The following is a 14,165-nucleotide window of genomic DNA, read 5'->3' as shown; positions in this document are numbered from 1 at the left end:
TTTACAGCGTTTTCAGCATCCTGACTTCGCAATCGACATGGCCGGTACAGCCCAGCGGCGCATCAATATGCTCAAAGCCGAGATGTTCATACAGGCCAATGGCCTCTTTGAGGAAGGCGGTTGTTTCGAGGTAACAACGTTTAAAACCCTGAGCGTGGGCATGTTCAAGGGCGACCAGCGCCAGTTTCTTCGCCAGCCCTTGTCCACGCACGGCGGGCAGGAAATACATTTTCTGCAGTTCGCAGATATCCGGCTCGCTGCAGCTCAGTGGCGCAACGCCACCGCCGCCCACGACCTTTCCGTTCTGCTCGATAACCCAGTAGGCATGGCCTGGCTGGCTATAAAGCTGGAACAGTTCGTCCAGGTTCGGGTCGGCAACCGTATAGCCTTTATCAGCAGTCAGGCCATACTCGGCGGAAACGGTGCGGATAACGGCGGCAATAGCCGGGTTGTCTTGCTCAGTGATCCGACGCATCGTCGTCGCGACGGGGGTAATCACGCTCATAGCATTACTCATTACAAAAATTGACACACAACTGCTGTTAATAGCACCGCAGAAAGGGGAGTGCAAGCGAGGAGTTTTCAGGAAGGTTACCCCTTACGCCCTGAAGCGTAAGGGGTAAAAGCATTACAGGGCCGCGATAACTGCCTGCTGCTCGATCAGCTTGGTTTTAGCATCCGCAAAGGCAACCAGACGTTCACGCTCTTTCGCAATGACCGCTTCCGGCGCGCGGGCGACAAAGCCTTCGTTCGCCAGCTTGCCTTCGATTTTGCCAATTTCCACGTCGACTTTCGCCACTTCTTTCGCCAGACGAGCCAGCTCAGCGTCTTTGTCGATAAGACCCGCCATCGGGATCAGCAGCTCGGCACCGTCGATGATTTTGGTCACGGAAACCGGACCTTTGTCATCAGCAGGCAGCACGGTGATGCTTTCCAGACGCGCCATGGTTTTCAGGAAGGTGTTGTTCTCGGTGACACGACGAACAGCAGCCTCGCTGCAACCGCGCAGCAGCAGCTCCAGTGGTTTGCCAGGGGCGATGTTCATTTCAGCACGGATGTTACGTACCGCAACGATCGCCTGTTTCAGCCATTCGGTATCCGCTGACGCCGCTTCATCAACCTTAGCCGCATCGAATTCCGGGAACGGCTGCAGCATGATGGTGTCGGCGTTAATGCCCGCAATCACCTTCACACGCTGCCAGATGGTTTCGGTGATGAATGGAATGACCGGATGCGCCAGGCGCAGCAGACCTTCCAGAACGGTAATCAGCGTATTGCGCGTGCCGCGCAGTTCCGCCTCAGTTCCGCCGTTCATCACCGGTTTCGCCAGCTCCAGATACCAGTCACAGAACTGGTTCCAGGTGAATTCGTACAGGATGCCCGCCGCGATATCGAAGCGGTAGCTGTCCAGCGCGTCACGGAAGGATTTCACCGTCTGGTTGAATTCCGCCAGAATCCAGCGATCCGCCAGAGACAGAGTCATCTCACCGCCGTTGAAGCCGCAATCCTGATCTTCGGTGTTCATCAGCACGAAGCGGCTGGCGTTCCACAGTTTGTTACAGAAGTTACGGTAACCTTCCAGACGCTTCATGTCCCAGTTAATGTCGCGGCCGGTCGAGGCCAGCGCCGCCAGGGTGAAACGCAGGGCGTCTGTACCGTGCGCTTCAATCCCGTTCGGGAACTGCTTCTCGGTACGCTTGCGGATTTTCTCTGCCAGCTGCGGCTGCATCATGTTGCCGGTACGTTTTTCCAGCAGCTCTTCCAGGGAGATACCGTCGACCATATCCAGCGGGTCGATAACGTTACCCTTGGACTTGGACATCTTCTGGCCTTCGTCGTCACGGATCAAACCGGTCATGTAGACGGTATGGAACGGAACCTGCGGCTTGCCGTCTTCGTCTTTGATGAAGTGCATGGTCATCATGATCATGCGGGCGATCCAGAAGAAGATGATGTCGAAGCCGGACACCATCACGCTGGTTGGGTGGAACTGACGCAGCGCGTCGGTGTTCTCAGGCCAGCCGAGGGTGGAGAAGGTCCACAGCGCGGAGGAGAACCAGGTGTCCAGCACGTCTTCGTCCTGACGCAGCGCAACGTCTGCGCTCAGGTTGTTTTCCTGACGCACTTCGTCTTCAGTACGGCCAACATAGACGTTGCCTTCGTTGTCATACCATGCCGGGATACGGTGACCCCACCACAGTTGACGGGAGATACACCAGTCCTGAATGTCGCGCATCCAGGAGAAATACATGTTTTCGTACTGCTTCGGTACGAACTGAATGCTACCGTTTTCAACCGCTTCCACAGCCGGTTTTGCCAGCACGTCGGCACGCACGTACCACTGGTCGGTCAGCATTGGCTCGATCACCACGCCGCCACGGTCGCCGTATGGCACGGTCAGATCGTGAGGTTTGATCTCTTCGAGCAGGCCGAGTGCGTCGACTGCAGCAACAATCGCTTTACGCGCGGCAAAGCGTTCCATCTTCTGGAATTCTGCCGGGATTTCGCTGGAGTAAACGTCAGACTCTTCGCCTTTGGTGTCGTACACTTCTGCGCTTTCGCGGATATCACCGTCGAAGGTCAGAATGTTGATCATCGGAAGTTGATGACGACGACCGACTTCATAGTCGTTGAAGTCGTGCGCAGGGGTGATTTTCACGCAACCGGTGCCTTTTTCCATGTCGGCGTGTTCGTCGCCCACAATCGGAATACGGCGGTTAACCAGCGGCAGCACCACGAATTTGCCTATCAGATCTTTATAACGCGGATCTTCAGGGTTAACGGCCACGCCAGTATCGCCCAGCAGGGTTTCCGGACGCGTGGTCGCCACCACCAGGTAATCTTTACCGTCGGCGGTTTTTGCGCCGTCGGCCAGCGGATAGCGGATGTGCCACATTGAGCCTTTAGACTCGCGGTTTTCCACTTCCAGGTCAGAGATGGCGGTGCGCAGTTTCGGGTCCCAGTTGACCAGGCGTTTGCCACGGTAAATCAGGTCTTCTTTGTACAAACGGACGAACACTTCTTTCACGGCGTTGGACAGGCCTTCGTCCATGGTGAAGCGCTCGCGCTCCCAGTCCACGGAGTTGCCGAGACGGCGCATCTGACGGGTGATGGTGCCGCCAGATTCTGCTTTCCACTGCCAGATTTTATCAATGAACGCGTCGCGACCGTAGTCGTGGCGGGTTTTACCCTCTTCAGCGGCAATTTTACGCTCAACCACCATCTGGGTCGCGATACCCGCGTGGTCAGTCCCCGCCTGCCACAGGGTGTTTTTGCCCTGCATGCGCTGGTAGCGGATCATGGTGTCCATGATGGTTTGCTGGAAAGCATGACCCATATGCAAACTGCCGGTGACGTTCGGCGGCGGGATCATGATGCAGAAGGACTCTTTGCTTTCATCGCCGTTAGGCTTGAAATAGCCCTGCTGTTCCCAGTGCTCGTAAAGCGGCTGTTCGATATCGCGTGGGTTATATGTCTTTTCCATTATTTCCAGGTTGCCGTATTCAGGTTAAAACCAGCTAGGCGGTACGCTTTATAGCGTTCGCGCGCCAGTTGTTTCAAGGATTCTTCGTAAGGGACAAAGTCTACCACTTCTGTGAAAGCGGTGGCAAAATCTGCAAAGTCTGTCCGCAGGCTAATGAGAATATCGCGCGCGCTGCTGTTGCGCTTTTGCGGCCAGGCAATTTCGACCGGTGCGCCACCGCGCGGACCTTCGCCCGACAGGTTATGTGGCACAAAACTCTCCGGTGGGCGCGCCCATAGCGCTTCATCGAGGCGAATCGCCTGCTGCTCATCTTCACAGGCAATCAGAACGCGTTTACCTGCGCGCCAACGTTCTGCGGCAATTTCACACACCAGTTGTTCAACGGCGCTGAGGCCATCCTGATGGGTGTCGTTGTCCAGAAGGTAGAACGTTGCATTCTTCATATATGGGGTTTCTTGTCGTGGATTTAAATGCAAAGCCGGGTGGCGCTACGCTTACCCGGCCTACGGTTGAGTGATGCTGTAGGCCGGGTAAGGCGAAGCCGCCACCCGGCGTTTTACATCACTCGTCGCCGTTAAAACCCGCACGATTGAGCAGGAACTGCGACAGCAACGCGACAGGACGGCCGGTTGCGCCTTTGGCTTTTCCGGAGCGCCATGCGGTACCCGCGATGTCCAGGTGTGCCCAGTTGTACTTGCGAGTAAAGCGCGACAGGAAGCAGCCTGCAGTGATAGCACCACCAGGACGGCCGCCGATGTTCGCCATATCCGCGAAGTTAGACTCCAGCTGTTCCTGGAACTCGTCACCCAGCGGTAGACGCCATGCACGGTCGCCAGCCTGCTCGGATGCGCCGATAAGCTCATGCGCCAGCGGGTTGTGGTTCGACATCAGGCCGGTGATGTGGTGACCCAGCGCAATGACGCAGGCTCCGGTCAGCGTGGCCACGTCGATCACCGCTTCAGGCTCGAAGCGCTCAACGTAGGTCAGCACGTCGCACAGTACCAGACGGCCTTCCGCATCGGTGTTCAGCACTTCGACGGTCTGGCCGGACATGGTGGTCAGGATGTCTCCCGGACGGTAAGCGCGGCCGCCAGGCATGTTTTCGCAGCCCGCCAGTACGCCGATAACGTTAATCGGCAATTGAAGTTCAGCGACCATGCGCATCACGCCGTAAACCGCCGCCGCGCCACACATGTCGTACTTCATCTCGTCCATGCCTTCGGCAGGCTTGATGGAGATACCGCCGGAGTCGAAGGTCAGGCCTTTACCGACCAGCACGACAGGACGCGCGTCTTCGGACGGATTACCTTTGTATTCGATCACCGACATCAGGGATTCGTTCTGGGACCCATTACCGACCGCCAGATAAGAGTGCATCCCCAGCTCTTTCATCTGCTGTTCACCGATGACGCGGGTGATAACGTTCTTGCTGTAGGAGTCGGCCAACTGACGTGCCTGAGACGCCAGGTACGCGGCGTTACAGATGTTTGGCGGCATATTACCGAGATCTTTGGCCGCTTTGATGCCTGCTGCAATCGCCAGACCGTGCTGAATAGCGCGCTCGCCGCTGGTCAGCTCGCGACGGGTTGGCACGTTAAAGACCATTTTACGCAGTGGGCGACGCGGCTCGCTTTTGTTGGTCTTGAGCTGGTCAAAGCTGTACAGGCTCTCTTTTGCGGTTTCGACGGCCTGGCGCACTTTCCAGTAGGTGTTGCGGCCTTTGACGTGCAGTTCAGTCAGGAAGCAGACGGCTTCCATTGAGCCAGTGTCATTCAGCGTATTGATGGTTTTCTGAATCACCTGCTTATACTGACGCTCGTCCAGCTCGCGCTCTTTACCACAGCCAATCAGCAGAATGCGCTCGGACAAGACGTTTGGAACATGGTGCAGCAACAGCGTCTGCCCAGGTTTGCCTTCGAGTTCGCCACGGCGCAACAGAGCGCTGATATAGCCGTCACTGATTTTATCGAGTTGTTCGGCGATCGGAGAGAGTCGGCGCGGTTCAAAGACGCCCACAACGATGCAGGCACTCCGCTGTTTCTCCGGGCTACCGCTTTTTACACTGAACTCCATGCACTACGCTCCTGAATCTTAAAGACAACGACGGCTGCTACGGATAGAATTGAAACCTTTCGTAACTCATGTCCGCGGTTGTGGTGACTTCGTGTTAATCTTACGTTACTACGGTTTCGGCACGTCAATAAATGTTCTGAAGCGCGAATCCGCCGGGTTTTATAATCTTAGCGATGATTTCGACGACTCAAGAGAATAAATGACGTTTAAGCCATGAAACAAGCTAAATTCCTGCAAAAGACGAGTTTTAACGGGCGTATTTAAAGTGATAATCATAAGATATCTGGTGCGGGAGACGCTGAAGAGCCAACTGGCGATCCTCTTTATCCTGCTTCTGATCTTTTTCTGTCAGAAGCTGGTCAGGGTCCTCGGCGCGGCGGTTGACGGCGAAATTCCAACAAATCTGGTGCTTTCCCTGCTCGGGTTAGGCGTGCCGGAAATGGCGCAGCTTATTCTGCCGTTAAGCCTTTTCCTCGGTTTGCTGATGACGCTCGGTAAGCTCTATACCGAAAGTGAAATCACGGTAATGCATGCCTGTGGCTTAAGCAAAGCCGTGCTGGTAAAAGCGGCTATGGTCCTGGCGCTGTTCACGGGGCTCGTTGCGGCGGTGAATGTGATGTGGGCAGGCCCTACCTCCTCACGCCACCAGGACGAAGTGCTGGCGGAAGCCAAAGCGAACCCCGGTATGGCAGCGCTAGCGCAGGGGCAGTTCCAGCAGGCCACTGACGGTAATTCGGTGCTCTTTATCGAAAGCGTTGATGGCAGCCGCTTTAACGATGTATTTCTTGCCCAGATCCGCACCAAAGGCAATGCGCGTCCCTCTGTGGTGGTGGCCGATTCAGGTCAACTGGCACAGCGTAAAGATGGCTCTCAGGTTGTGACGCTGAACAAAGGTACGCGCTTCGAAGGGACGGCGATGCTGCGCGATTTCCGTATCACCGATTTCCAGAACTATCAGGCGATTATTGGCCACCAGACCGTCGCGCTTGACCCGACTGACACCGAGCAGATGGATATGCGTACGCTAATCAAGACGGATTCTAACCGCGCGCGCGCTGAGCTTCACTGGCGTATCACTCTGGTATTCACTGTATTTATGATGGCACTGATGGTAGTTCCGCTGAGCGTGGTGAACCCACGTCAGGGGCGTGTGTTGTCCATGCTGCCAGCGATGCTGTTATATCTGGTGTTTTTCCTGTTACAAACCTCGATTAAATCCAACGGTGGGAAAGGGAAAATTGACCCGGTCATCTGGACCTGGGTAGTCAATGGCCTGTATTTGCTGCTGGCGGTAGGCCTTAACTTGTGGGATACGGTGCCAATGCGTCGAATTCGTGCCCGGTTTACGCGTAAAGGAGCCATCTAATGCAGGCATTTGGCGTTCTTGATCGCTATATCGGTAAAACGATTTTTACCACCATCATGATGACGCTGTTCATGCTGGTGTCGCTCTCCGGCATTATCAAATTTGTCGATCAGCTGAAAAAAGCCGGGCAGGGGAGTTACGACGCGGTGGGCGCGGGGATGTACACCCTGCTCAGCGTGCCAAAAGATGTGCAAATCTTCTTCCCGATGGCCGCCCTGCTGGGTGCGCTGCTGGGGCTGGGGATGCTGGCGCAGCGCAGCGAGCTGGTGGTGATGCAGGCATCGGGCTTTACCCGTATGCAGGTTGCGCTGTCGGTCATGAAAACCGCGATCCCGCTGGTGCTGCTGACTATGGCGATTGGCGAATGGGTTGCGCCGCAGGGCGAGCAGATGGCGCGTAACTACCGCGCTCAGGCCATGTACGGCGGTTCACTGCTCTCCACACAGCAGGGGCTGTGGGCGAAAGACGGCAATAACTTTGTCTACATCGAACGTGTTAAAGGTGATGACGAACTGGGCGGTGTGAGTATTTACGCCTTCAATAATGAACGTCGTCTGCAGTCGGTGCGTTATGCCGCGTCGGCCAAATTTGATGCGAACAACAAGCTGTGGCGTCTGTCGCAGGTTGATGAATCTGACCTGAAAGACCCGAAACAGATTACCGGTTCGCAGACGGTTTCCGGTACGTGGAAGACGAACCTGACGCCGGACAAGCTGGGGGTGGTCGCACTCGATCCCGATGCGCTCTCTATTAGCGGACTGCATAACTACGTGAAGTATCTGAAGTCGAGCGGGCAGGACGCCGGACGTTACCAGCTCAATATGTGGAGCAAAATCTTCCAGCCGATGTCCGTGGCGGTGATGATGCTGATGGCGCTGTCGTTTATCTTTGGCCCGCTGCGTAGCGTGCCGATGGGTGTGCGCGTGGTGACCGGTATCAGCTTCGGTTTTGTGTTCTACGTTCTCGATCAGATCTTTGGCCCGTTAACGCTGGTTTACGGTATCCCGCCGATTATCGGTGCGTTGCTGCCGAGCGCCAGTTTCTTCCTGATCAGCCTCTGGCTGTTGCTGAGACGCTCCTGACAGACCTCTCCTCGCTCCCGTTTTTTCGGGGGCGAGGCTAATCTCCTGTTTCACCCCGCACTTTTTCTCACAACCTTCAACGCCTCGCCGCGAATTTGAGTATTATTGAGCGATAAAGTCTGAAGGGAACCTCTATGAAGCAAATTCGAATGCTTGCCCAGTATTACGTCGACCTGATGATGAAGCTCGGCCTGGTGCGTTTCTCCATGCTGCTGGCGCTGGCGCTGGTCGTGCTTGCCATTGTTGTGCAAATGGCTGTGACCATGGTTCTGCATGGGCAGGTGGAGAGCATTGATGTCATCCGCTCGATCTTCTTCGGTCTGTTAATCACGCCGTGGGCGGTCTACTTCCTCTCCGTGGTGGTGGAGCAGCTTGAGGAGTCCCGTCAGCGCTTATCAAAACTGGTGGATAAGCTGGAAGAGATGCGCGAGCGCGATCTGAAGCTCAACGTCCAGTTGAAGGATAATATTGCGCAGTTGAATCAGGAGATTTCAGATCGTGAGAAAGCAGAGGCTGAACGTCAGGCCACGCTGGAGCAACTGAAAATCGAAATGAAAGAGCGCGAAGTGACGCAGATCCAGCTCGAACAGCAATCTTCTTTCCTGCGCTCTTTTCTGGATGCTTCGCCGGATCTGGTGTTCTACCGCAATGAAGATAAAGAGTTCTCCGGATGTAACCGGGCGATGGAACTGCTGACCGGGAAAAGCGAAAAGCAGCTTATTCACCTGAAACCGCAGGACGTTTACTCCGAAGAGGCGGCGGCTAAAGTGATGGAGACGGATGAAAAAGTGTTCCGCCATAACGTCTCGCTCACCTACGAGCAGTGGCTCGATTACCCGGACGGGCGTAAAGCCTGCTTTGAGATCCGTAAGGTGCCGTACTACGACCGTGTCGGGAAGCGCCATGGTCTGATGGGCTTTGGCCGCGATATCACCGAGCGTAAGCGCTATCAGGATGCGCTTGAGCGCGCCAGCCGCGACAAGACCACGTTTATTTCCACTATCAGCCATGAACTGCGGACGCCGCTCAACGGCATTGTGGGGTTAAGCCGTATTCTGCTGGACACCGACCTGACCAGCGAGCAGGAAAAGTACCTTAAAACGATCCATGTTTCGGCGGTTACGCTGGGCAATATCTTCAACGATATTATCGACATGGACAAGATGGAGCGCCGGAAGGTGCAGCTTGATAACCAGCCGGTCGATTTTACCGGTTTCCTGGCCGATCTTGAGAATCTTTCCGGGCTGCAGGCGCAGCAAAAGGGGTTGAGCTTTGTTATGGAGCCGACCCTGCCGCTGCCGCATAAAGTGGTGACGGACGGCACGCGCCTGCGCCAGATCCTGTGGAATCTCATCAGCAACGCCGTGAAATTTACCCAGAAGGGGCAGGTGGCGGTACGTATCCGCTATGACGAAGGGGATATGCTGCACTTTGAGGTTGAGGACTCAGGGATTGGTATTCCGCAGGAGGAGCAGGATAAGATCTTCGCCATGTATTACCAGGTCAAGGACAGCCACGGCGGGAAGCCTGCGACCGGCACCGGCATTGGTCTGGCGGTATCGAAACGTTTGGCGAAGAGTATGGGCGGGGATATTACCGTTGCCAGCCAGCCGGGCAAAGGTTCCACCTTTACGCTGACGGTACATGCGCCTGCGGTGGCGGAAGAGGTCGAAGATACCTTTGAAAACGACGATATGCCGCTTCCGGCGCTGCACGTTCTGCTGGTGGAAGACATTGAACTGAACGTGATTGTGGCGCGCTCGGTGCTGGAAAAACTCGGCAACAGTGTGGACGTGGCAATGACCGGAAAAGCCGCGCTGGAGATGTTTACCCCTGGCGAATACGACCTCGTTCTGTTGGATATTCAGCTACCGGACATGACCGGGCTGGATATCTCCCGCGAACTGACGAGCAAGTATGCCGCTGACGATCTGCCGCCGCTGGTGGCGCTGACGGCGAATGTGCTGAAGGATAAAAAAGAGTACCTTGATGCCGGTATGGATGATGTACTCAGCAAGCCGCTGGCGGTGCCAGCCCTGACTGCCATGATCAAGAAGTTCTGGGATACCCGTGATGAAGAGGAGAGCACCATGACGTCTGTTGATAGCGCAAAAGCCCAAACGATACTCGATACCGCCATGCTGGAGCAGTACATCGATCTGGTGGGGCCAAAACTGATCACCGATGGCCTCGCCGTGTTTGAGAAAATGATGCCGGGATATTTGAGCGTGCTGGAGTCCAATCTGACGGCGCGTGACCAGAAAGGCATTGTTGAAGAAGGCCATAAAATTAAAGGCGCGGCTGGCTCAGTGGGGTTGCGTCATCTGCAGCAGTTGGGCCAACAGATCCAGTCACCGGATTTACCTGCATGGGAAGATAACGTAGGTGAATGGGTTGAAGAGATGAAACAGGAATGGCAAAACGATGTGGCGGTGCTGAAAGCCTGGGTGGACGCCAGAAAAAAATGACCCCGGCTTAACCGGGGTGCGCGAATACTGCGCCAACACCAGGGAAATCGTGGCTGCGCCTGATTTTTCGTGTTGTTTTCGCTTGGACGCCGCCTGAATATTTAGGCCGCACGCAGATAAGATAGCAAATCTTAAATAGTTTGTTACATGAATCAGTGAAATGTGTGAAGCATAGCGTTTTAATCAGAATTTTTAATGTGCTTCAGTAGGTTGCAAAGAAGGATCGTCATGATGAAAAAGATTGGTGTCGTGCTGAGTGGTTGCGGTGTTTACGATGGTTCAGAGATACATGAAGCCGTCATCACGCTGCTGGCATTGTCCCGACAGGGCGCAGAGGTTGTCTGCTTTGCACCGGATAAAAGCCAGGCCGATGTGGTTAACCATCTCACCGGTGAGCCGATGGCGGAAACGCGAAAAGTCCTGATTGAGGCCGCACGCATTGCGCGGGGAGATATTCATCCACTGGCGCAGGCCGATGCCGCGGAGCTTGATGCGTTAATTGTGCCGGGGGGCTTTGGTGCGGCGAAAAATCTCAGCACCTTTGCGACTCAGGGGGCGGAGTGTGTGGTCGATCCGGATTTAAAGGCACTGTCTCAGGCGATGCACGCAGCGGGCAAGCCTCAGGGCTTTATCTGTATTGCTCCGGCCATGCTGCCAAAAATTTTTGATTTTCCTCTGCGCCTGACCATCGGAACGGACATTGATACTGCCGAAATTATCGAGGATATGGGGGGCGAACATGTCCCTTGTCCGGTGGATGATATTGTTGTGGATGAAGAGAATAAAATCGTCACTACGCCAGCGTATATGCTGGCACAAACGCTCTCTGAAGCCGCCACGGGCATTGAAAAGCTGGTGGAGCGAGTTTTGGTTCTTGCTGAATGAGCCGTAAATTTACTGCAGGCGCATGGGTGAAACGCATCCTGTTACGCATCGTTATCGTGCTGGCAGTGTTCTGGGGGGGCGGTATCGCCCTGTTCAGTATCCTGCCCGTGCCGTTTTCTGCCGTCATGGTCGAGCGTCAGCTTAGCGCCTGGTTTACCGGTGATTTCAGCTATGTTGCCCATTCTGACTGGGTGGGGATGGATGAAATCTCACCCTGGATGGGCCTGGCGGTCATTGCGGCAGAAGATCAGAAGTTCGCGGAACACTGGGGATTCGACGTGGCGGCAATCGAGAAGGCGCTTGACCATAACGAACGTCATGAAAACCGCGTGCGAGGTGCGTCGACCTTGTCGCAGCAGACGGCGAAAAATATGTTTTTATGGGACGGTCGAAGCTGGGTGCGAAAAGGGCTGGAAGCGGGTCTGACCCTGGGGATAGAAACAGTCTGGAGCAAAAAACGGATTTTGACCGTCTACCTGAATATCGCGGAGTTTGGCGACGGTGTGTTTGGCGTTGAAGCTGCTGCACAGCGATATTTCAATAAGCCTGCCAGCCGCCTGAGTATGTCCGAAGCTGCGCTATTAGCTGCCGTTTTACCCAATCCAATTCGCTTTAAGGCCAATGCCCCGTCAGGTTACGTGCGTAGCCGTCAGGCGTGGATCATGCGGCAGATGCGCCAGTTAGGTGGGGAAGGGTTTATGGAGAGAAATAAGCTGATGTAGGGCGGGTAAGCGTAGCGCCACCCGCCAGAAAAGCAGTTGTTAGTCTTCGTCAAACCCGGCGTTAAACAGCGCAATCACCGCCGCCAGCGCTTCCTCTTCCTGCGGGCCGGTGGCTTCAACTTCAATCTGACGGCCTTTAGCGGAGTCCAGCATCAGCAGCGCAATCACGCTGTTTGCTTCCGCTTCTGTGCCTTCATCATTACGCAGCAGAACTTCGGCATCGAAACCCTGCATTAACTCAAACAGCTTCATTGCCGGGCGCGCGTGCATGCCCAGCTTATTGGTGATCTCAACGGTCTGTTTTACGGTCATGTTTTGCGTTTTTCCAGCGTGCGATGACGGGACTGAACGTTCTTCCCGCGTGAGCGGAAGTAATCGGCCAGCTGTTCGGCAATGTAGACCGAACGATGTTTACCACCGGTACAGCCAATCGCCACCGTCAGGTAGCTACGATTGTTTGTCTCCAGCATAGGTAACCATAGCTCAAGGTAGCTTCGCGTCTGGTAGATAAAATTGTGAACTTCTGTGTGTCTGTCGAGGAACGCCGCCACGGGTTTATCCAGACCGGTCATCGGACGCAGTTTAGGGTCCCAGTGCGGGTTTGGCAGGAAGCGCACGTCGAAAACATAATCCGCATCGATAGGAATACCATGCTTAAAGCCGAAGGATTCGAACACCATCGTCAGCTCGCGCTCGCGTTTACCCAACAAGCGGGTACGCAGCATTTCCGCCAGTTCATGTACCGACATCTCAGAGGTGTCGACAATCAGATCGGCACGGGAGCGCAGTGGTTCCAGCAAATCGCTCTCTTCGTCGATGGCACTTTCCAGAGAGAGGTTTTTACTGGAAAGAGGATGCAAACGACGGGTGTCGCTGTAGCGACGGATCAGCGTATTACGATCGGCATCAAGGAACAGCAACTGCGGAGAGAAAGCCTCCGGCAGATTACTCATCGCCTGCTCAAAAACTTCCGGGGATTCAGGCATGTTACGGACGTCAATACTGACGGCAGCAGAGATTTGCCTGTCTGCAAGTGTCCTCGCCAGCTCAGGCAACAACACCACCGGCAGGTTATCTACGCAGTAAAAGCCCATATCTTCCAGCGCACGCAGGGCAACGGACTTTCCCGATCCCGAGCGGCCGCTGACGATCATCAACACCATGTTCCATTTCTCCTCAGGACAACAGATGTGAAGGCCATCTCCCGATTATGCATCATCCTGACTGCCTTCTGCTTCGGTGATAATTTGATAGAGCTCTTCATCACTTTGGGCTGAGCGCAGGCGACGGCAGATCGTTTTATCAGCCAGACGTTTGGCAACCAGCGACAGCGTATGCAGATGGGTCTTAGTCTGATCTGCTGGCACCAGCAGCGCGAAGAGGAGATCGACAGGCTGGTTGTCAATGGCGTCGAAGGCAATAGGCGTTTCCAGCTGGACAAACACACCGACGGCACGCAAGGTGTCCTCTTCCAGTTTGCCATGCGGGATCGCAATGCCGTTGCCGATGCCGGTACTGCCCATTTTTTCTCGGGTCAGGATCGCTTCAAACACCACCTGCGGCGGCAGGCCCAGCTGTTTTGCGGCCAGTTCACTGATGATCTCCAGCGCACGTTTTTTGCTCTGGCAGTGAACACCACTGCGGGTACATTCCTGGTTAAGGACATTGCTCAGTTGAAGAGCGGAATCGTTGTTCATCATAATTTCACCTAAGCGCTAACTGTACAAACGGCCTGTTGTGTTTCACAACAGGCCTTACTGCACCCGTTAACTGCCCGGACAATTAGTGTTGTTTCAGTTTATCTTTATGTTTATTGAGCTGTCGCGCAAGTTTATCAATCAAGCCGTCGATAGCCGCGTACATGTCTTGCCCTTCCGCACTGGCATGGAGTTCGCCCCCGTTCACGTGTAGGGTCGCATCCGAGATATGAGTCACTTTCTCCACTTTCAACACAATATAGACCTGGTTGATCCTTTCGAAATACTGTTCGAGTTTTGCGAACTTTGTGTTCAAAAATTCGCGTAAAGCCTCAGTAATCTCGACGTTGTGTCCTGTGATATTGAGCTGCATAGTGTCTTCCTTATC

General features: G+C 54.8%; 13 protein-coding genes. 5 read left to right on the top strand and 8 right to left on the bottom strand.

The genetic code is table 11. The features are described from left to right. Position 1: 1 nt before the first annotated feature. From EoCCA6_RS09290 to pepA, 4 genes are all read right to left on the bottom strand, one after another. Positions 2-505, bottom strand: coding sequence for a GNAT family N-acetyltransferase (locus EoCCA6_RS09290; protein ID WP_152082434.1), 504 nt, complete (start codon positions 503-505; stop codon positions 2-4). Between the two features lie 123 nt (positions 506-628). Further along, positions 629-3,484, bottom strand: a complete 2,856-nt coding sequence (locus EoCCA6_RS09285) for a valine--tRNA ligase (protein ID WP_152082433.1) — start codon at positions 3,482-3,484, stop codon at positions 629-631. Further along, positions 3,484-3,927: a DNA polymerase III subunit chi gene (gene holC / locus EoCCA6_RS09280; protein ID WP_003861884.1), complete on the bottom strand. Its 444-nt coding sequence runs from the start codon at positions 3,925-3,927 to the stop codon at positions 3,484-3,486. Before holC ends, EoCCA6_RS09285 begins: the two co-directional genes overlap by 1 nt. Before the next feature lie 118 nt (positions 3,928-4,045). Continuing rightward, the gene (gene pepA / locus EoCCA6_RS09275; RefSeq protein WP_152082432.1) at positions 4,046-5,557 is read right to left on the bottom strand and encodes a leucyl aminopeptidase; all 1,512 of its coding nucleotides are present in this window, start codon (positions 5,555-5,557) and stop codon (positions 4,046-4,048) included. A gap of 265 nt (positions 5,558-5,822) precedes the next feature. Between pepA and lptF the strand changes: the two genes are divergently transcribed. From lptF to mtgA, 5 genes are all read left to right on the top strand, one after another. Further along, complete coding sequence (lptF, locus tag EoCCA6_RS09270; protein WP_152082431.1) at positions 5,823-6,923, top strand: LPS export ABC transporter permease LptF; 1,101 nt, start codon at positions 5,823-5,825, stop codon at positions 6,921-6,923. Then, positions 6,923-8,005, top strand: a complete 1,083-nt coding sequence (gene lptG / locus EoCCA6_RS09265) for an LPS export ABC transporter permease LptG (RefSeq protein ID WP_152082430.1) — start codon at positions 6,923-6,925, stop codon at positions 8,003-8,005. Before lptF ends, lptG begins: the two co-directional genes overlap by 1 nt. 134 nt (positions 8,006-8,139) lie before the next feature. Then, positions 8,140-10,473: an aerobic respiration two-component sensor histidine kinase ArcB gene (gene arcB / locus EoCCA6_RS09260; protein ID WP_152082429.1), complete on the top strand. Its 2,334-nt coding sequence runs from the start codon at positions 8,140-8,142 to the stop codon at positions 10,471-10,473. Between the two features lie 231 nt (positions 10,474-10,704). Then, complete coding sequence (elbB, locus tag EoCCA6_RS09255) at positions 10,705-11,358, top strand: isoprenoid biosynthesis glyoxalase ElbB (protein ID WP_152084427.1); 654 nt, start codon at positions 10,705-10,707, stop codon at positions 11,356-11,358. After that, positions 11,355-12,080: a monofunctional biosynthetic peptidoglycan transglycosylase gene (gene mtgA / locus EoCCA6_RS09250; RefSeq protein ID WP_152082428.1), complete on the top strand. Its 726-nt coding sequence runs from the start codon at positions 11,355-11,357 to the stop codon at positions 12,078-12,080. Before elbB ends, mtgA begins: the two co-directional genes overlap by 4 nt. Positions 12,081-12,119: 39 nt before the next feature. Here the strand turns inward: mtgA and npr are convergent, their stop codons facing one another. The 4 genes from npr to hpf all read right to left on the bottom strand — a co-directional run bounded on the left by npr (position 12,120) and on the right by hpf (position 14,150). After that, on the bottom strand, positions 12,120-12,392 hold the full coding sequence (npr, locus tag EoCCA6_RS09245; protein ID WP_003861872.1) for a PTS phosphocarrier protein NPr: 273 nt from the start codon (positions 12,390-12,392) through the stop codon (positions 12,120-12,122). Next, on the bottom strand, positions 12,389-13,243 hold the full coding sequence (gene rapZ, locus EoCCA6_RS09240) for an RNase adapter RapZ (RefSeq protein ID WP_152082427.1): 855 nt from the start codon (positions 13,241-13,243) through the stop codon (positions 12,389-12,391). Before rapZ ends, npr begins: the two co-directional genes overlap by 4 nt. Before the next feature lie 45 nt (positions 13,244-13,288). Further along, a complete protein-coding gene (ptsN, locus tag EoCCA6_RS09235) occupies positions 13,289-13,780 on the bottom strand; it encodes a PTS IIA-like nitrogen regulatory protein PtsN (protein WP_014833457.1) in 492 nt (163 codons plus the stop codon). A gap of 82 nt (positions 13,781-13,862) precedes the next feature. Continuing rightward, on the bottom strand, positions 13,863-14,150 hold the full coding sequence (gene hpf / locus EoCCA6_RS09230; RefSeq protein ID WP_010436063.1) for a ribosome hibernation promoting factor: 288 nt from the start codon (positions 14,148-14,150) through the stop codon (positions 13,863-13,865). Positions 14,151-14,165 lie beyond the last annotated feature (15 nt).

The sequence above is a fragment of the Enterobacter oligotrophicus genome, from assembly GCF_009176645.1.
GTDB classification, from domain to species: domain Bacteria; phylum Pseudomonadota; class Gammaproteobacteria; order Enterobacterales; family Enterobacteriaceae; genus Enterobacter; species Enterobacter oligotrophicus.
Note: the sequence above shows the minus strand (reverse complement) of the source record. Positions and strands in the feature narration are given on the sequence as shown.